We start from the raw sequence: 19969 nt of genomic DNA on the forward strand, positions 1-19969 counted from the left end.
CACATCAAAGCCCTGATGTCAAGGGGATTTCTGATTTTTATTGCAATACACAAAATACTATCCTGCAAAAATCAGACATTATACAGTTTTTACAAATGCGCCCCGCGGCTCATTTCTTCGACAGCTTCATCTCGTAGCGGTCTTTCACGGCATTTTTCTGAACGGCGGTGGGGTAGCTGCCGTTGAAGCACGCCTTGCAGCAGCCGAGTCCGAGGTTCAGCTCGTCCAGCCGCGATTCGGGCAGGTAGCCGAGGCTGTCCGCCCCCATCTCGGCGGCGATCTCCTCGGGGGTGTGCTTCGCCGCGATAAGGTTCTCTTCCGAGTCGATGTCCGTGCCGTAGTAGCAGGGGTGCAGGAAGGGCGGCGCTGACACGCGGAAATGTATCTCCTTCGCACCTGCCTCACGCAGGAGCGCGACTATCCTGCCGCCCGTCGTGCCGCGGACTATCGAGTCGTCCACCAGCACCACGCGCTTGTCCTTCACCGTCGCTTCGACCGCCGCGAGCTTGATGCGCACCTTGTCTGTGCGCGATTCCTGCGTCGGCGAGATAAAGGTGCGTCCGATGTACTTGTTCTTTATCATGCCGATGCCGTAGGGGATGCCCGACCTCAGCGAGAAACCGAGCGCCGCATCAAGTCCCGAGTCGGGAACGCCCACCACGATGTCCGCATCGACAGGGCATTCCTCGGCAAGTATCTTCCCCGCCTTTATCCGCGCTTCGTGTACCGAAACGCCGTCGATGACCGAGTCGGGACGGGCAAAGTAGATGTACTCGAAAATGCAGGTCTTGCGCGGTTTTGTGCCGCAGTTCACCCGCTCGGAACGCATACCCTCGGACGAGAACACTATCATCTCTCCCGGTTCAAGGTCGCGCTCGAACGCCGCTCCTATCGCCGTCAGCGCACAGCTCTCGGAAGCGACCGCATAGCCGCCGTCGGGCAGTCTGCCGTAGCACAGCGGACGGAACCCGAATGGGTCGCGGACAGCGATGAGCTTGGTGGGCGACATCACCACAAGGGAATATGCGCCCTCGATGATGTTCATCGTCCTCAGCACCGCTTCTTCGATGGACGCGGTCTGCAAACGCTGCTTCGTGATGATGTACGCGATGGTCTCGGTGTCGGATGTTGTGTGGAATATCGCCCCCGACAGCTCAAGCTCCGAACGGAGCGAGGCGGCGTTGGAAAGGTTGCCGTTGTGCGCAAGCGCCATCCTGCCTTTCTGGTGGTTGACGACTATCGGCTGGCAGTTGCGCCGCTCGTTTCCGCCCGTGGTCGAGTAGCGGACGTGCCCGACTGCCATGTTCCCGTGGGGTAGCTCACCCAGCGAACGGTGGTCGAATACCTCGCCCACAAGCCCGATGTCCTTGTGCGCAGTGATGACACCATCGTCACACACCGCGATGCCGCACCCCTCCTGACCTCTGTGCTGCAAAGCATAAAGCCCGTAGTAAACAGTCTCCGCAAGCGCCCTGTGCTCGGGCGAAAAGATCCCGAATACACCACATTCCTCATGTAAAGTGCTCATTTCCATACCTCCAACCCCATCCTTGCTGGTGCTTCATCATTATAGAGAGTGCGGGTCTTTCTTTTCGGAACCCCTTTCCTAAAACTTTTAATACTTTTTGGCAAGGGGTGTTGTTCTTCCTCGGGGAGTACTGGTCGTGAAGATAGAAGTTCTTCTGCTATGTAGTTTATCCCTTGCCAAAAAGACGTTCAATGGAGCGTAACGCATCATTTGCGGTATTCTTCAGATTGTATCTCTTGAAATGTAGAGAGCTAAATGTACTCTTTACATCCAACTGCCAACATATTAGAAGTCTTTGGAAGGGGGGCTGGGGGAGAACCTTTCTTCTAGCCGTGCGAAGCTAAGGCGGACGTGCGAAGCTAAGGCGGGTTGCCCCCGGATAAAGTCTGCACTCATGAAAAAAGCGCACCAACAGGGAGGGGAAAATAAAAAGCGTCCGCAGGGGACAGTTTGTCCCTGTGCGAACGCCGTTGTTCAGAGAATATTTTACCACGTTGAGAGGAAAATGTCAATATGCTGAGGGATATTTTTTTGAGGTTTGTCATAATAGTGATTTTTGAGGGTGAGAAATTATTGGTTTTGACTGTAAAACTGTATATTTTATAAAATCTTTATTGATTTTATCTGTCCGATAGTGTATAATCGGTTTGTACGAATCAGATACTGCGGAGGTCAGAGAATGGCTCAATTAAATGTAAAATACTACTCGGAATGTCTGAAACGGCCTGCTTCGTTCCAGATGTTCATACCGAACGACATGAGAAACGACGCGCCGTGGGAGAAGCCCCATAAGTTCTGCGCCGACCGTCCGATGAAGACGCTTTTCCTTCTGCACGGCTATGCAGGCTGTGCGTGGAACTGGGTCAGCGAGGGGCTGGCGAAGAAATACAACTTCGCGATAGTCGCGCCCGAGGGCGAGAACGGCTTCTGGCTGGACGGCATCTCCACGGGACACAGGTTCTGCACGATGCTCGGCGAGGAGCTTATCGGCTACATCCGAAAGACTTTCAGACTCGCGATGACGCCCGGGGACACGTTCATCCTCGGCTACTCGATGGGCGGATTCGGTGCGCTGCACACGGGCTTTGCCTACCCAGAAGTCTTCGGCAAAGTAGGCGCGATGTCCTCGGCGCTCATCGTTCATGAGGTCGCGGAGATGGAGGAGGGCAGAGGCAATAACGTGGCGAATTTCGAGTACTACCGCGAGTGCTTTGGCGACCCGACGAAACTGCTTGGCAGCGTGAACGACCCCGAGATGCTCGTGGACAGGCTGATAGCCGACGGCGCGAAAATGCCCGAAATATATATGTGCTGCGGAACACAGGATTTCCTCATCGGCAATAACCGCAGGTTCCATGAATTCCTCGAAAGCAGGGGAGTCCCCCACATTTACAAGGAGAGCGAAGGCGCTCACGATATGCCCTTCTGGAACGAATACACCGAAAAGATAATCGGCTGGATGTTTGAATGACAACAGCACCCTTACGCCGACAGGTCGGAGATGTCGTGATATAATTGTTACTAACATAAATCGGAATTTAACGGGGGTAAGCAAAATGGTAAAAAATATTGCTATTGTAAGTCTTTCAAGTGGTATAGCCGGCGAGCCGCTTGCTCGGTTCGAGTTGGAGATAGGACTTAAAAGACTGAATGAATACGGCTTGAATGTCAAGTTTATGCCTAATGCGCTCAAAGGTCTGGAATACATAAAGTCTCACCCTGAAAAGAGAGCAGAGGATCTTTTGCAGGCATTCCTTGATCCCGAAACGGATATGATACTTACTGCGATCGGCGGAGATGATACATACAGATTGCTTCCATATTTGTTTGATAATAATGAGCTGGCAAAGGCTGTAACAGAAAAGATCTTTCTGGGATTTTCCGATACAACTATCAATCATTTTATGTTACATAAAATGGGTATCCCTACTTTCTACGGACAGGCTTTTCTTCCCGATATATGTGAACTGAGCCGGGAAATGCTGCCATATACCCGCAAGTATTTTGAAGAACTGATATCGACAGGAACGATCAGGGAAATAACCCCTGCCGATGTCTGGTACGAGGAGAGAAAAGAGTTTTCTCCCGAACAGGCAGGCAAACCTCTGACAGCCCATTCAAACAATGGATTTGAGCTTTTGCAAGGTAGCCCTGTCTTTTCGGGAAAAATACTCGGTGGCTGTATCTGCACGATATTTGATATGTTTGACGGCGAACGTTATTCGGATATGCCTGAACTCTGCAAAAAGTATCAGCTATTCCCTGATAAGGAGAACTGGAGAGGCCGTATCCTGCTATTGGAAAGCAGTGAAGAAAAGCCCTCACCGCAAAAATATAAAAAAGCACTTGAATACTTGAAAGCAACAGGTATATTCGAGGTAATATCGGGTGTTCTGATCGGGAAACCTATGGATGAAGTATACGCAGAAGAATATAAGAAATTACTTGTTCAAGTGATCGACAACCTCGAAATACCGGTAGTATGTAATCTGAATATAGGTCATGCGATGCCTCGCTGCATTATTCCTTTTGGGAAAAAAGCAATAGTAGATTCAAATAAACAAAGCATACGTTTTATTGATTAAATGGTAAATTCTGATTTATCTTAGCGGTCAAATAAATACGATGCCCCAAAGCAGGTCAGCTGCTTTGGGGCAAAACTTCTTATATGACGTGAGGGTGCTGTTTCTTCATCAGAAAAGCGGCGCGAGGGATATGTCCGTGTCCCTGAAAGCGTTCTCTATGAACTGCTCGTCGTCGAGATGCATCAGAAATACTTTCACGCCCTTTTCTGACAGGGCTTTCAGCTGTTCCGCATTGTCCCCGAGGAACAGGTGTACCCCCGAATCCACCACTGATATCTCCGTGTAAAGCTCGGTATCGTCGCCGATGTACGGCAGGAATGGTACGAGCGTGTTGGTGTCGCCCGTGTATATCGCCTTTTTGCCGCGGATGTTCAGCAGATACCCGAAGCATCTGCCGTCGAGCGAAGGTACGTGCTTTGTGGGAATGACTTTCTCCACCCAGTCAAGGCTGTCGGCGGGAACTATACTGTAAGCCTGCTCATCGCACCCCTCGACATTGGCGAGACAGTAGCGAAGCTGTTCTCCCACCTCGTCCGAAGGCACGGCTATCGTCACGGGTATGTCCCACACGTAAAAAGCGTAGTGTACCAGCAGAGGTATGCCGCTGATGTGGTCGCTGTGGGTGTGGGTCACCAGTACGCAGATGCGGTCGGTCTTTCCGCTCTCGGTGAATCTGTCTGTCCCGAGCTTCCGCAGCTTGTTGAACGCGCTGATGGAATGGTCTATCAGCACCAGCGAGCCGCCGTCCGAAAAAAATGCGCTGTTGTGTTCATCGGTAAAAGCCGAACCCCGTCCGAAAAATCTTAGCAGCATTTTATCTCCCCCTTTTTTCGTCAGAAGACCACTCTGTTTCTGCCGCTTTCCTTTGCGGTATAGAGTTTCTCGTCTGCGGAGCTTATATTTTCTTCGATAGTCCTGTTGCTGTCGAATTCAGAAACGCCGAAGCTGAGGGTCAGCTTTATGTCGTTGCCCTCGGCGTGACATACCGACTCCATGATCTTGACGCGTATCTCTTCCGCCTTGTCGATGCAGGTCTGCTTGTCGGCGTCGGTCATTATCATGACGAATTCCTCGCCGCCCCAGCGGTAGATGCCGTCGTTCTCGCCGCAGCAGGTGCCGAGGAGCGCCGCCGTATGCTTCAGCACCTCGTCGCCTGCGTTGTGACCGTAGGTGTCGTTGATGCGTTTGAACTTGTCTATATCGCAGATGAACAGGCTGAGCTTCTTGCCCGTCTCCACGAGCTTGAGATACCGTTTGGAGAAATCGCTGTAGAAGCCCATGCGGTTCTTGAGCTGAGTGAGCTTGTCGTGGTGAGACTCATCGAGGAAGGTCTCCGACTCCAGCGCTATGCCGCAGATGACCGCCGCCAGGGACAGCCTGCGCACATCCTCGTCGCCGAACTTTCCGTCGCTGCCCAGCTTGTTTATCGCCTGATACGCGCCGATGAACTCGCCGTTCACGTCAGCGACGGGCATGACGAGTATCGACTTTGTGACGTAGCCCGTTTTCTTGTCCACCGCCGAGTTGAAGTCGGGGTCGCTGTAGGGGTCGTTGGTGATGATGACGCGCTTTTCGGCAAGCGCCTTCCCGACGAGACCCGTGTTGTCGGGTATGATTATCTTATCCGCGCCGACAGCGGCGGCAGTCCACAGGGTGTGGTTGCGCTTGTCCCACTTCCAGAAGCTCGTCCTGTCAGATTCGGAAAGCGTTTTGCCGAGACGGGTTATGTACTCGAAAACCTTTGTGTGGTCGGTATCGCTCACATCGTCGGACATATCCTTGTATATTTCCTCACTAACGGAGAATATCTCCGAAAGCATTCTTTCGTGGTCTGTAGGCATAGCGTGTTCCTCCTTAAATAGTGACAATACGTCTCAGTTTATTATACCACAATTGCTTACGGTTTTCAAGGTCAAAAAATAAATTTTTTGTGCATAACGCCCAGTGCGCCGACTGCAGAAAAATGCTGTCCTCACAGCTCCTTTTCCATGCGTATGCAGTCGAAGGTATCACCGTGTATCACGGTGCTGTCGGTCACGGTATAGCCGAGCTTTTCGTAGAATCCCACCGCAACGTCGCGGCTCTCGATGACCGCGGTCTTTGCCCCCAGTTCACCGAGCCACGCTTCGGCTTCGAGTATGACGCGCCGTCCGAGACCTTTGCCGCGGTATTCGGGCAGGACTACCACCCTGCCTATCATCGCGCTCCCTTCGCCGATGGGGAAGAAGCGGCAGGTCGCCACGGGAAAATCACTGTCGGTGAGGACTATGTATTTCGTGTCGGGGGCGTCATGCTCGTCGAACTCGCGCCGCAGGGTGATGCCATGCTGTTTCGCCATGCCCTGTATGCGCACGTAATATGCGCCTGCCTGCTGCCACGTTTCGGTGGCTCTTATTACCTGTATATCCATTTCATTCACCTCTTACCGAAGCTGCCGAGGGGATGCCGAAAGCGCTCTCGGCACTCTCCACGGCGCAGATTATCGCACGGCTGACCACCTCGGCGGCAAGGGTGCCCACCACGTCCATATCGGCTTTTACGTCGCCGACCGACAGCGCGTAAAGGCTGTCACCGTCCGCTGACGTGTGTACGGGGTCAACCGACCTTGCGAGACCGTCATGCGCCATGCCCGCTATCTTGCAGAGCTGCGTCTTGCCGAAATACGCGTTGGTGATGACAGCCCCGATCGTGGTGTTCCCGACGAACCTGTTCTCCACCGCCTGCGTCCTCAGCTTCATCAGCTCGGAAGTCCTGCGGAAGCCTGTTTTTTCTTCGTTCAGCAGGCCTGCTATCTGCCTGCCCGTCTCAAAGTCGAAAATGTCGCCGAGTGCGTTCAGCACCACAACCGCCCCCACCTGAAGCTCACCGACCTGCATGGCGAAGCTGCCGATGCCCGTCTTTGTGCAGTGATCCATACCGCAGAATTTCCCCACCGTCGCTCCGCAGCCTGCGCCGTAATTGCCGTCGCGGTAGTTCGGGGATTCGAGGGCGAGCTGTGCTGCACGCCGTCCCATGTTCCTGTCGGGGCGGATGTCCTTTCTGCCGACGGTGAGGTCGAAGATATCCGACTGCACCACCAGCGGGACTTTCGTCACTCCCACATCGTAGCCGATGTCCTGCTCTTCGAGATACTCCATCACGCCGTCCGCAGCCGCGAGCCCGAAGGCGCTGCCGCCGCCCAGCACTACAGCGTGTATTGCCTGCGCCGACATCAGCGGGTCGAGGAGCGTGGTCTCCCTCGAAGCGGGGCCGCCGCCGCGCACGTCAACTCCTGCCCTCATTCCGTCTCTGCCGACGATGACGGTGCAGCCAGTGCCTGCCTCGGCGTCTTCGAGCTGTCCTATGGCTATGCCTTGTATATCGGTTATCGGGATATTCATCGGATGCACCTCCTGTTATGGTTGTGTTTAGTATACCACATTTCGGGGAAATATTCAATAGCGGAAAGTCCTCAGATGAGCATGAGCGCGGCAGTCATCCGCCCCGAAGAACGGACGAAACACTCTTCGTGACAATGCACAAAGCGAGTGGGATTTTTGATCGCTCACCTGTATAATTTGGAAAGTGGAAAATTGAAAACGTTTTCAATTGACTGCAATATGCCCATTTATGAATGGATTTTGTGTTGTTTTCTGACATAATATGACGAAATATAGCAAAATATCTTGATTTTTTTACCAAACTATGCTAAAATATAATTTAGGTAAATTGATTTAGCGCTCAGCAACAAAATTATGGGGGAACTGTATGAAGAAATTATATTCGTTGACAGCGGCGCAGAATATGCATTATCAGTGGATAAAAGAGTACAAGACACAGCAGGTGTCGGGACTCAGCATAGTTGCGGCATTCAAGGCTGACATCGACGTGGATGTGCTGAAAAAGAGCATCGCACTGGAGATGGAAAGATACTCCTGCCTCAGGCTCCGCTTCACCGCACCCGATGAAAACGGCGAGATAAAACAGTACATCGCCGACTGTGGGGATGAGGACTTCGAGGAACGCGACCTGACGGGAATGACCATGCAGGAAGCCAACGATACCATGCAGCAGTGGGCTTACGAGACTTTCGACGGCGACGATATCCCGATGTGTGAGTTCCGCATCGTAAAGCTCCCCGAGGGCTACACGGGATTCTTCGTACATATGGATCACAGACTCAACGACTCGGTGGGCGTGGCGGTCATGGCTACCGACATCATGGGCGTTTACAAGCACCTGAAATACGGCACCGAGATGCCCGCACCCCTCGCGGATTTCGAGAAGGTGCTGGTCAGCGATCTTGAGAAGGCCGCGAATCAGAAGCGCCTTGCAAAGGCGAAGCGTTTCTGGGACGAACAGCTCGACGAACTGGGCGAGCCGCTCTATTCGGATATACAGGGTACTTCGGTGCTCGAAGAAGCACGAAGAAAGCACAACGACCCTGATCTCCGCGCAGGCGACATCGAACGCAAGGAGCTTTTCGTGGCGGTAAAGGACTACCAGCTTGAGGTAGACAGTATGCAGAGGGCTATAAACTTCTGCCTTTACAATCAGATATCACCTACGAACCTCATACTGCTCGTCATCAGGACTTATCTGTCGAAGATGAACGGCGGTCAGGAGGATATAACCATCGAGAATTTCATATCGCGCCGCTCCACGCAGGACGAGCTGACCTCGGGAGGGAGCCGCGTGCTCTGCTTCCCGTGCAGAACGGTCATCTCGGGCGATACGACATTCATCGACGCGGCAAGGATGATACAGAATCATCAGAACCGCATATATATGTACTCGGGATACGACCCCGAATTCATCCGTCAGGAGATGAAGAGGCGCTACAACACGCCCGACGACACTACATACGTCAGCGTGTACCTCACCTATCAGCCGCCGATGAATACCAGCGACCTCGACCCGAATTCGGAACAGCTCCCCATTTACGTCAAGTGGTTCGCAAACGGCGCGGCTACAAAGAAGATGTACCTCACCGTATCGCATCTGCCCGACAGAAAGCTCAATTTCTCCTATCACTACCAGACGGCACACCTCACCGAGAAGGACGCTGAGCTTATGTACTACTACATGATGCGCATACTGTTCAGAGGAATAGAAGATCCCGGAAGGACCATCTCCGAGATCATAGATATGGTCTGATCTTTTTTTAGTAACAAAAGAGCAAAACGGAAATACCGCACATTCGGTGCGATATCATATACTTTTTATTTGGAGGCAATATTATGAAGAAAACGAAGACTTGTCCGAAATGCGGCAGCCAGGATCTGACTCTGTTCAGATATGAGGGTTTCCCCAACGCTGAACACGAGAAGGATATCCACTACAACACCAGCATGATGATGGGCGTTATCAGCTTACAGCGCTACATCTGCCACAACTGCGATTACTCGGAGGGCTGGATAGTTGAAGAGGATATCAGAACAGTCCTGAAGACCAAGCCTGCGAACTTAGAGGAGATCGGCTGATCTGCACGAATGCAGGGGCTTTTCGGTAAATAAAACGACCATACAGTCGGCACCGTACAAATGTGTGACACTGATGTGCGGTGCCGATTTGTGGATATACGCAAAATTATTGCATTATATTTGGGAGGAGTAAAAATTATGGAAGCACAGTTCAAAGAGATCTTGTCAAACTACTGCTCGGTCGAGGCAGGGGACATCACCGATGAGATGAACCTCAGAAGCGACATCGGGCTCAGCTCGCTGGATCTGATGACCTTTCTCGGCGACCTTGAGGACGAGTTCGACATCGAGTTCGACTTCGGCGACAACGGTCAGAAGCTGACAGGCATCAACACCGTAGGCGACGCCATCGCACTGCTCAGAGAGTACATAGGCTGACCTTTGGGGAGGAAAAAGGAAATATGAAAAAGACGATCTTTACAATGTGGAAAAGATGCGGCGAACAGTACAAAGACCTTCCCGCAGTCCGCTGGCTGGTCAAGAAGGATGTTCACGAACTGAGCTACGGCGAGCTTGCCGCAAAGACCGCCGAGATCAGAAAGGGTCTTGCGGCGCTCAGTTTCGACCACAAGCATATCTCCATCATCGGAACGAGCTCTATCGAGTGGATCAAGGCTTATATGTCGGTCGTTTCGAGCAGCAACGCGGCTGTTCCCCTCGACCCCGCTCTGCCTGCCGAGGATCTTATCGACCTCGTGGCGCGTTCGGATTCCGAAGGCGTGTTCCTCGACAAGAAATTCGCGGCTCTTGCTGACGCTATTAAGGCAGGCTGCCCGAAGCTGAGACATCTCTGGATGCTCTCCGAGGAAAAGGAAGAGGGCGCCGAGACCATCGCTGACCTTATCGAAGCAGGCAAGGACACCCCCGAGGGCGAACCCCCTGCCGAGGACGACGTTTCGATGATCGTGTTCACATCGGGTACTACGGGCAAGAGCAAGGGCGTTATGCTGACACAGAGCAACCTCTACTGCAACGTGGAAGCCATAGTATACGACGAGCCGCCCGGAGTAGTGTTCCTGAGCGTGCTTCCCGTACATCACGCCTTCTGCCTGTCGATGGACTGGCTCAACGGTTTCTGGATGGGCGGCATAATCTGCATCAACGACTCGCTGATGCACATGGTAAGGAACATGACCATCTTCAATCCCCACGTAATGCTGATGGTGCCGCTGATGCTGGAGACCATCTACAAGCGCGTGAAGGCGCTGGGCGACGGCGTTCCTCCCGAGATACTCGCGAAGAAGGTGTTCGGTCCGAACCTCACCAGGATATTCACTGGCGGTGCGCATCTTGAACCCTACTATATCGACGAGTTCGCGAAGTTCGGCATCGAGGTATATGAGGGCTACGGCATGAGCGAGTGCGCCCCTGTTATCACTTCCAACAAGGCAGGCGCATGGAAGCCGGGTTCTATCGGCAAGCCGCTGCCGAACGTTGAGGTGAAGTTCGAGGACGGCGAGATATGCGTCCGCGGAACGAGCGTCATGAAGGGTTACTACAACATGGAGACCGAGACCGAACAGACCCTCCGGGACGGCTGGCTGCACACGGGCGACAAGGGCTACATGGACGAGGACGGCTTCCTGTTCATCAACGGCAGAGTCAAGAACCTCATCATCCTCTCCAACGGCGAGAACATCTCTCCCGAGGAGATAGAGGGCAAGCTGGCACTCAAGGAGTTTGTGGGCGAAGTCATCGTTACGGGCGAGGACAATCTGCTGACCGCACGCATCTATCCCGACCCTGACACGACTGAGGGCAAGACCGCCGAAGAGATACGCGCAGCTTTGCAGGCGATACTCGACGACTATAACAAGGATCAGCCTACCTACAAGCAGCTTTCGAGACTTGTCGTGAGGGAGAACCCCTTCTTCAAGAATTCCTCACGCAAGATAATCCGCACCGAGGTGCTGAGGGACGAACCTTTAGCATAAGCATATGTACAGGATAACAGAACTTTCCGAAACGAGATACATTCACATCTCGGGCTCGGACGGACTGCCGCTCAGTGTGCTCCGCATCGAGCCCGAAGACCCTGCACGCATCAGGGGCATAGTCCAGATAGTTCACGGCAAGAACGAGCACAAGGGACGCTACGCCGCGTTCATGCGGTATCTTGCCGCAAGGGGATACATCGCAGTCGCAAACGACCACCGCGGTCACGGCGAGAGCGTGCTGTCATCCGACGATCTGGGGTATTTCTACAAGGGCGGCGCTCACGCGCTGGTGGAAGATCTTCACGAGATAACTCTTGAAGTGAAGGACTACGCCGAAAAGAAGTGCGGGAAAAAGCTGCCCGTGACGATGCTGGGACACAGCATGGGTTCGCTGGCGGCGAGGTGCTATATCAGAAGGTTCGACGCGGATATCGACAAGCTGGTGATACTCGGCTGCCCGTCCAAGTCGAACATGGTGAGACAGGGCATAATGATGGTGAAGCTGTTGGAACTGGCAGAGGGCAAAAGAGCCCGTTCGCGGTTCGCAAAGCTGCTCATCATGGGCGTGTCCTACGAGTTCAGATTCAGAAAAGAGGGGCTGAGGAATTCGTGGACAAACACGGATTTCGATGCGGTCGTCGAACACAACAACGACCCCCTGTGCAGATATAACTTCACGCTGGCAGGCTACGAGGAGATGCTGAAACTCGCAAGGCTCACCTACACGGGCGGTTTCAGACCCGATAACCCCGATATGCCTATCCGATTCTTCTCGGGAGCGGACGACCCCTGCGCCCTCTCGCGCAAAAAAATCGTTCAGGCAATACACTTCCTGCAAAGGAACGGCTACCGCAACGTCCGCGGCAAGCTGTACGAAGGTATGCGCCACGACATCCTCCACGAGAAACAAAAGGTCCGCGTCTACCGCGACATCCTGAAATTCATCGGATCCTGACCATCCGCCGCACGACTCCAACGTCATGCGGCGGTTTTTGCTGGGGAAAACCCGCCTTAGCTTCGCACTTCCGCCTTTGCTTCGCACTTCCGCCTTAGCTTCGCACGGCCGCCTTAGCTTCGCACGTCCGCCTTTGCTTCGCACGGCTAGAAGAAAGGTTCTCCCCCAAGAAGTCCCGCACTCTTGAAATTTGAAAAAGAATATGATATAATAAATATATAAAGTATATGCATAAAGGAGGTGCGGCTATGGGTTATTTCAACAGGCACGACACGGCGCGTGATGCTTGTCAGCTTTTTGGCAGGCAGGCGAGGCAGGGATACGACTGGTGGTGGCATTCCTTCACTGCCTACAGTGTGCGAACGGGCAGAGCAAGGCCGTTTTTCATCGAGTTTTTCCTTTGTGACCCCGAGCTCGGGGGGAGCGGGCCTGTGTTCGGGCAGCTTCCCGAGAACAAGGCGAAGGGCAGGCGTCCCTCCTACCTCATGGTAAACGTGGGTGCGTGGGGAGAGGACGCTGTTCAGCTGCACCGATTCTACGGCTGGGACGGCATCCGTGTGGATATGAGCGAGGATTTCTCGGTCACGGCGGAGGGCTGTTATCTGGACGAGCACCGCACTTACGGCAGCGTGAAGGTCACGCCCGAGGAAGCGGCGGCGCATCCCGAGTATATGTGCGGTTCGGGGGAGATGTCGTGGGAGCTGACCATCGACAAGAAGATAGCGTTCAACGTGGGCTACGGTGCGGGCAGTCTTTTCCGCAGTATGCAGCTTTTCGAGATGTTCTGGCACGCCGAGGGTATGAAAACGGCTTTCAGCGGCGAGATAGTCTTCAACGGCGAGCGCTACACCGTCTCGCCCGAGAATTGTTACGGCTACGCGGACAAGAACTGGGGCAGGGATTTCACTTCGCCGTGGGTGTGGCTGTCCTCGAACGACCTTGTGAGCAGGAAAACGGGCAGACGGCTGAACGACAGCGTGTTCGACATCGGCGGCGGCTGTCCGAAGATCGGCAGGATAGCGCTGAAACGCAAGCTGCTGTCGGCATTCTGGTACGAGGGCAAATGTTTTGAGTTCAATTTCTCGAAGTTCTGGGAGCTGCCGATGACGCGATTCGACTGCCGCGAGACCGGGGACAGGATATACTGGCACGTTGTGCAGACTACCCTGTTCAACAGGCTGACCGCCGACATAGTGTGCGACAAAAAGGATATGCTGCTGATAAACTACGAAGCTCCCGACGGCAGCAAGCGGCATGACCGTCTGTGGAACGGCGGAAACGGCAGGGGAGTGGTGAAGCTCTACCGTCACGGCAGGCTGGTGGACGAGATAGTCTGCCGAAAAGTCGGGTGCGAGTACGGCGAATACGGGCAGAAAAAATAAAAAATGCACTGTTTTCGTTGACATCGGGAGTGAAATGTTGTATAATATATATAAGGGGGCCGCGGCGTCATGCGTCGGGCTGTAGAAAAATAAACAGCGTTCAAGCTGGAGAAGGGGTAAAAATGGATTTTCAGAAATTAGCCGATAGTTTTCTTTCGCCTACCTGCATCATCTCGGTCGAGAAGATAAGCGGCGGAGGATACGGCGAGATACGTATAGTTGCGGGCAACGAGGCATATCTTGCTCCTATCGAGCATCCCGCCTTTGCGGTATCGCCCGATATCCCTGCGAATACACACAACAAGTTCATCCCGAATTCCCTGTACGAAAAATACCTTCCGAAGGATCTGGGGTTTGAAGATCTCTGCTACCGTTCGGCGGTCATGAAGACGCCTGTCCACACCTACGTCCACCTGAACAAGCTCGATATGTGGTTCGACATCTTCGCGATGCCGATAAACTGCGAGATAGGGAACATCTGCTACTGCACCTACACCACGAAGCTCAGCAGTCCGTCGGACATCGGCATCAGCTCGGGAATGTCGGGCGGCACTTCCGAGGACGTGCTCAAGACCTGTATCAAGCTCCACGGCGCAAAGGACTTCAAGAAGACGATAGACGAGGTCATCACCGACATACGTATGCTCTGCCGCGCCGAGGTCTGCACCATCATGCTCATCGACAATGCCGAGGCGACCTGTTCGGTGCTGGCGACGAACGTTGCCGAGAACAGCAGGCTGAAACGCGTGACGCAGTTCAGCGACTTCTACGACATCGCCTTCTCGTGGCTGAGCATGATAGGCGAGAGCGACTGCCTCATCATCAAGAACGATAACGACATGAATTTCGTCAAGGAGGTCAACAGGAGATGGTATGACACCCTTGTTGAGGCGAATGTCAAGAGCGTGGTCATGTTCCCGCTGAGGTACACCGACGAGGTCATAGGCTTCATCTGGGCGACGAATTTCGATACCAACAACACCATGCGCATCAAGGAGATGCTGGAGCTGACGACCTTCTTCATCTCGTCGCAGATAACAAGCTACAAGATGATGGAGCGGCTCGAACATATCAGCTACACCGACCTGCTCACGGGCGTGAAAAACCGCAACGCCATGAACAGCAGGCTCAACAGCATCGCGGAGGGGAAGGAGTACCTTTCGTCGCCGCTGGGGATGATATTCACCGACATGAACGGGCTGAAATACGTCAACGACACTCACGGCCATGCCGCAGGCGACCTTATGCTGAAAAAGTTCGCGATACTGCTTCAGGAGACCGTTCCCGACGGGGACATCTACCGCACGGGCGGCGACGAGTTCCTGATACTGGTGAAGTGTGCCGACAGTGAAGAGCTCGCGTCGAAGGTCGCGGCGCTCGCGGAGCGTTCGTATGACCCCGAGGGCATATGCTTTGCCGTGGGCAGCAGCTTTATCGCGCAGGGAAGCGATATCCACGACGCCATGCACACCGCGGACGAGGCTATGTACAGGAACAAGGCACGTTTCTACGCAGAACATCCCGAACGCAAAACAAGGCTGTAAAAGCCGCAGGCATAACTCGGTCAGGCTGTTATATCATTACATATTGAGAGAGTCCGCCTTTTCGGGGCGGACTTTTTGCTGTATTCGGCTCTGTGACTTCCTACAAATAAGATGTCGGTTTTTTGTGTATCATACCGAGAATGGTCGCCGTAACGTGTGATTAAATATTCAAGTATACGAAAATATCTTTGTAACAAAAAGTACATTGAATCACAAATACAAAAGTAGTATAATCTTATTTGTCCGCCGACTTTTTTGGCTGTCGGCAAAGATTTTTTATAAACGGGGTCAGAGAATATGAAAGTTCAGCAGAACACCTCTGTAAAGGCTACGGAGGAAAAACTCAAACCGAAGCTGTTTTCGGTCATCAAAGGCTACACACCTCAGCAGTTCGTAAAAGACCTTATCGCAGGCGTTATCGTCGCGATAATCGCTCTGCCGCTGTCGATAGCGCTGGCACTCGCGTCGGGAGTCAATCCCGAGCAGGGTCTGTACACCTCCATCGTAGCAGGCTTCATCGTGTCGTTCCTCGGCGGAAGCCGCGTGCAGATAGCAGGCCCTACAGCCGCATTCGCGACCATAGTGGCAGGCATCGTCGCCTCGGAGGGCATGGACGGTCTGGTCATCTCGACGGTCATGGCAGGCATCATCATGATAATCATGGGCGTATGCAGGTTCGGAAAGCTTATAAAGTACATCCCGGGCACTATCACATCGGGCTTTACTTTCGGCATCGCGGTGACGATACTCATCGGACAGATAAAGGATTTCCTCGGTCTGACATTCAAGCACTCACCTATCGAGACGGCTGACAAGGTCATTGAGGTCTGCCGCTGCATCGGGACATTCAACCCGAACGCACTTCTTATCGGCGTCATCTCGCTGGCGATACTCATTCTCTGGCCGAAGAAGCTGGAGAAGATACCCGCTTCGCTCATCGCTGTCATCGTATGTTCGGCTATCGTGAAGCTGACGGGCATGAACGTGAACACCATCGGCGACCTTTACACCATTTCTTCCGCACCCCCGAAGTTCTCACTGCCTGCGGTGAGCTTCGCAAGGATACGTACCCTTGTTCCCTCGGCATTTACCATCGCGCTTCTGGCGGCGGTGGAGTCGCTGCTCTCCTGCGTTGTCGCTGACGGCATGATAGGCTCGAAGCACCGTTCCAATATGGAGCTTATCGCACAGGGCGCCGCAAACATCGGTTCGGCGCTGTTCGGCGGTATCCCCGCTACGGGCGCTATCGCAAGAACAGCCGCCAACGTCAAGAACGGCGGCAGAACACCTGTTTCGGGCATGGTACATTCGATAGTGGTGCTGCTGATACTCGTGCTGCTGATGCAGTTCGCAGCCATGATACCGATGCCTACCATCGCGGCGATACTCTTCATCGTGGCGTACAATATGTGCGGCTGGAGAAACATCCGCAACACCCTGAAGACCGCTCCCAAGAGCGACATCGCGGTGCTGCTGACCACTCTCGTGCTGACCGTCGTGTTCGACCTTGTGGTGGCTATCGGCGTTGGCATGGTAATGGCTTCGCTGCTCTTCATGAAGCGCATGGCTGACGTTACCGAGGCTCACACCTGGATCGACGACGACGATGAGGACACCGACCCCGACAATATTCTTCTCAAGCACATCCCCGAGCACACAAAGGTCTACGAGATCAACGGACCTATGTTCTTCGCGGCTTCCGAGAAGTTCCGCTATATGCTGCACGATAAGGACACGAACGTTCTCGTTATCCGCATGAGGAACGTTCCCGCCATCGACGAGTCGGGCGTTGCGGCGCTCAGGGATGTCGTGAGCAGCTGCGCAAAGCAGAACGTGAAGGTCGTGTTCTCACACGTAAACGAGCAACCGTTCCACGCGATGCAGAAGGCTGGTCTGACCGAAACGGTCGGCAGTGAGAATTTCTGCGATCACATCGATACAGCGCTGCTGCGTGCCGAGGAGATAGCTCTTTCGGCGTGATAATGACAGCTTGCCGTCCGGACAGTCCGGGCGGTATTTGCTTTTTATGGGAGATAGTGGTATAATGTCTTTACGGGCTGATACCGAAGTTGATTGTATATTATGACGAAAAGGCACTTTGATTTTTGTTCATTCCTACAAAGTTGCCGCTTTTCTGTCAGAAATGACCTTTACCAAACAATTAGTTAGCAGAGGAGGCGAGAGATATGGCACAAAATAATACCGACGATCTGACCCGGGTGATCGAACGGTACAGAGAGCTTATCTACGGTCTGGCGCTCGCGGAGACAAACTGCCGCGCCGACGCCGATGACGTCTATCAGGAAGTCTTTCTGCTGTACTATACGAAAGATCTGGTCTTTGAGGACGAAAAGGCGAGACGTTCATGGCTCATACGTGCCTGCATCAACATCTCGCGGACCTGCAACAAAAGCTCGTGGTACCGAAAACGCTCGGACGATGATCTTGACTCGATCCCCGACGAACGCTCCTGTCGGACGCCTGCACAGCAGGAACTGTGGGAAGCGGTGAAGTCGCTGAAGCCGAAATACCGTACCGCTGTGTATATGTACTACTTTGAGAACATACCGTCCGCAGAGATAGCCGAGACCCTCGGCATATCGGAGGACGCACTTAGAACAAGACTTTCGCGCGCGAGAAAGATCTTGAAAGAAAAAATGAGGGAGAGTGGTTATTTTGAAAAAGCTATGTGAAGAAATCCGCAGACAGAATACGCCCGATCTCTCGCTTGACAAGGAGATACTCGAAAGAGCGAAAACTTTAAGGGCAGGGAATAAGGTCATCCTGTCGGAACAGAGAAAGGAACGAAACGGAATGAACATAACAATGAACAAGTCGGAAAACGCCGCTCCGACGGCAGTAAAGAGAAGTTACGGCGGCATCGTGGCAGCGGCTGCGGCGATCGTGTTCGCGGCAGGCGGAGTATTCGCGGCGGTGAACCTCGGCAAAGAAAAGATCGTGCCTGCCGCAGGCTCGTCCTCGGGCAGTATCGAAGCACTGACGGGCGGGGAGAGCAAGGCGGAAAACGAAGCCGATACCCCGAAAAGAGAAGTGAAGGACTGGGCTAAGCCGTATCTCGAAGAAAATGCCGATACGGTGGGCTACATGAGTCTCGGAACATACGAGGATCAGAACGGCGAATACGGTGAACTCAGTTTTCCCATCGTGCAGAGCAGCACCAATGAGTACTACGAGACCAACGGCTTCGACAAGCAGCCGAACGACAGCGGCGCTGTTCAGGCGGACTGCAACGCCCCGATAGACGAAAATGGTCAGCCGCAGAATATCATCCTCTGGGCTAATGACCTTGAGTGGAGCGGCGGCGGATACGCGATAAGTCTCCTGTACGCTCAGTATGATCCCGAGGCTTCGGAGGATTCCTTCAAGTCGGGCATCATCAGATTCAAGTCGATCTATGATGACGAGTATTCGGAGTATCAGATCGTTTCGGACTTTTTCATGAATCTTGACGGTACCTGCGCAAATGATCTTGAGTTCTACGACAAGGAGCTGAGATACAACAGCTTTGACGAAGAACACAGCTTCGGGAGCTGGAGAGAAATGCAGAGGAGCTTCAGGGACAACAAGCATAATATCTTCGATGAGGACATTCCCTGCACCGAAAACGACGAGTATATCACTCTGTCGGTAGGCTATCACGATGCAATGAACGAGTACAGTGGTCATCCGTGGAGACAGAATATCATCGCAAAGAAGATCACCCCAGCCGATAAGCAGGAGCTTACCGACAGCACCGAGTCCGTAACTGAGGATACCTCGTCTGCGGAGGATACATCTTCGGCGGACAGCAAGGCGGATGAACAGGTATCGGATACAGACATGGTCAAAGTCCCGAACGTTATCGGCATGGTTCAGGAAAAGGCTGTGACCGTACTCAAGGACGCAGGCTTTGAATGCGAAGTCGAAGAGATACGTCACGACGGCGACAAGGGCAAGGTGGTCGAGCAGTCGCTTTCGGAAGGCATGAGCGCGGAGAAGGGTTCGACAGTCATCATCTATGTCTCCAACGGTGAGTCCGATCCTATCGAGATGACGCTGAAAATACCCATGCCCGAGGGTATCAAAGGCTCCTACACCATCGACGTTTACCGCGACGGTGTCGTAGCTTACACCAAGACGATCGAGAAAGGCGAGGTTGTTGCAGGCGGTACGGTTTCGCTGGAAGTAGTCGGCATCAAGACCGAGACGCTCGTGGTCTATGTCAGATCCAACGATCTCGGCGATGAGAATGAGGTCAAGTATGCGACATATGAGATAGATTATGACGCGAAGACCTTCACTCTTAACGGCGAGCTGAACACGGCAGAACTTCTGAAACTGATCCCGAATAACTGATACAAAACAGCATCGGACGTTCACACGGATGTCCGATGCTGCTGTTTTTGAGACCGAGTGTCCCTGTGAAGTCCTTTTCATACGATATTAGTGTAGAAAAGTCAAGCGTTCCGACGGGCTGAAATGGGAAGCGGGCTCTAACTATCGGCTTAATTAACAAACAGATAACGATTGTGTTTGTTAATATTCACGAAAAGGCTGTTAAATGAACAACTTTTTT

At 53.2% G+C, this 19969-nt stretch carries 17 protein-coding genes; 12 read left to right on the plus strand and 5 right to left on the minus strand.

What is annotated here, in order from left to right; translation table 11 throughout:
* Positions 1-109: 109 nt before the first annotated feature.
* On the minus strand, positions 110-1528 hold the full coding sequence (gene purF, locus BT142_RS15470; RefSeq protein WP_072419088.1) for an amidophosphoribosyltransferase: 1419 nt from the start codon (positions 1526-1528) through the stop codon (positions 110-112).
* 679 nt (positions 1529-2207) lie between these two features.
* On the opposite strand from purF, the gene BT142_RS15475 reads away from it, so the two are divergent.
* Positions 2208-2999: an alpha/beta hydrolase gene (locus BT142_RS15475; protein ID WP_072419089.1), complete on the plus strand. Its 792-nt coding sequence runs from the start codon at positions 2208-2210 to the stop codon at positions 2997-2999.
* A gap of 85 nt (positions 3000-3084) precedes the next feature.
* Positions 3085-4113 carry a S66 family peptidase gene (locus BT142_RS15480; RefSeq protein ID WP_072419090.1) on the plus strand — a complete coding sequence of 343 codons (1029 nt, stop codon included), beginning with the start codon at positions 3085-3087 and terminating at the stop codon, positions 4111-4113.
* Positions 4114-4221: 108 nt separating this feature from the next.
* Here BT142_RS15480 and BT142_RS15485 read toward each other — a convergent pair whose 3' ends face one another.
* The 4 genes from BT142_RS15485 to BT142_RS15500 all read right to left on the minus strand — a co-directional run bounded on the left by BT142_RS15485 (position 4222) and on the right by BT142_RS15500 (position 7493).
* The gene (locus BT142_RS15485) at positions 4222-4926 is read right to left on the minus strand and encodes an MBL fold metallo-hydrolase (protein WP_072419091.1); all 705 of its coding nucleotides are present in this window, start codon (positions 4924-4926) and stop codon (positions 4222-4224) included.
* 20 nt (positions 4927-4946) lie between these two features.
* Positions 4947-5954, minus strand: coding sequence for a sensor domain-containing diguanylate cyclase (locus tag BT142_RS15490; RefSeq protein WP_072419092.1), 1008 nt, complete (start codon positions 5952-5954; stop codon positions 4947-4949).
* 131 nt (positions 5955-6085) lie between these two features.
* A complete protein-coding gene (locus BT142_RS15495) occupies positions 6086-6523 on the minus strand; it encodes a GNAT family N-acetyltransferase (RefSeq protein WP_072419093.1) in 438 nt (145 codons plus the stop codon).
* A 1-nt stretch (position 6524) separates the two neighbouring features.
* The gene (locus BT142_RS15500) at positions 6525-7493 is read right to left on the minus strand and encodes a P1 family peptidase (protein WP_072419094.1); all 969 of its coding nucleotides are present in this window, start codon (positions 7491-7493) and stop codon (positions 6525-6527) included.
* A gap of 367 nt (positions 7494-7860) precedes the next feature.
* Here BT142_RS15500 and BT142_RS15505 point away from each other — a divergent pair, with 367 nt between their 5' ends.
* From BT142_RS15505 to BT142_RS15550, 10 genes are all read left to right on the plus strand, one after another.
* Positions 7861-9249 (plus strand): condensation domain-containing protein, encoded by a 1389-nt coding sequence (locus tag BT142_RS15505; protein ID WP_072419095.1) that lies wholly within the window; start codon positions 7861-7863, stop codon positions 9247-9249.
* A gap of 83 nt (positions 9250-9332) precedes the next feature.
* Complete coding sequence (locus tag BT142_RS15510) at positions 9333-9575, plus strand: hypothetical protein (protein ID WP_072419096.1); 243 nt, start codon at positions 9333-9335, stop codon at positions 9573-9575.
* Between the two features lie 138 nt (positions 9576-9713).
* On the plus strand, positions 9714-9953 hold the full coding sequence (locus BT142_RS15515; protein ID WP_072419097.1) for an acyl carrier protein: 240 nt from the start codon (positions 9714-9716) through the stop codon (positions 9951-9953).
* 23 nt (positions 9954-9976) lie between these two features.
* Positions 9977-11509: an AMP-binding protein gene (locus BT142_RS15520; protein WP_072419098.1), complete on the plus strand. Its 1533-nt coding sequence runs from the start codon at positions 9977-9979 to the stop codon at positions 11507-11509.
* Between the two features lie 4 nt (positions 11510-11513).
* Positions 11514-12467 carry an alpha/beta fold hydrolase gene (locus tag BT142_RS15525; RefSeq protein ID WP_072419099.1) on the plus strand — a complete coding sequence of 318 codons (954 nt, stop codon included), beginning with the start codon at positions 11514-11516 and terminating at the stop codon, positions 12465-12467.
* 248 nt (positions 12468-12715) lie between these two features.
* Positions 12716-13849 carry a tocopherol cyclase family protein gene (locus BT142_RS19250; RefSeq protein WP_175444975.1) on the plus strand — a complete coding sequence of 378 codons (1134 nt, stop codon included), beginning with the start codon at positions 12716-12718 and terminating at the stop codon, positions 13847-13849.
* 122 nt (positions 13850-13971) lie between these two features.
* Positions 13972-15393: a sensor domain-containing diguanylate cyclase gene (locus BT142_RS15535; RefSeq protein ID WP_072419100.1), complete on the plus strand. Its 1422-nt coding sequence runs from the start codon at positions 13972-13974 to the stop codon at positions 15391-15393.
* A 297-nt stretch (positions 15394-15690) separates the two neighbouring features.
* Positions 15691-17373, plus strand: a complete 1683-nt coding sequence (locus tag BT142_RS15540; RefSeq protein WP_072419101.1) for a SulP family inorganic anion transporter — start codon at positions 15691-15693, stop codon at positions 17371-17373.
* A 206-nt stretch (positions 17374-17579) separates the two neighbouring features.
* A complete protein-coding gene (locus BT142_RS15545; RefSeq protein WP_072419102.1) occupies positions 17580-18086 on the plus strand; it encodes an RNA polymerase sigma factor in 507 nt (168 codons plus the stop codon).
* A complete protein-coding gene (locus BT142_RS15550; protein ID WP_072419103.1) occupies positions 18070-19749 on the plus strand; it encodes a PASTA domain-containing protein in 1680 nt (559 codons plus the stop codon). Before BT142_RS15545 ends, BT142_RS15550 begins: the two co-directional genes overlap by 17 nt.
* The last annotated feature ends 220 nt before the right edge of the window (positions 19750-19969 follow it).

Source organism: Ruminococcus sp. YE71 (genome assembly GCF_900119155.1).
Lineage (GTDB): Bacteria > Bacillota > Clostridia > Oscillospirales > Ruminococcaceae > YE71.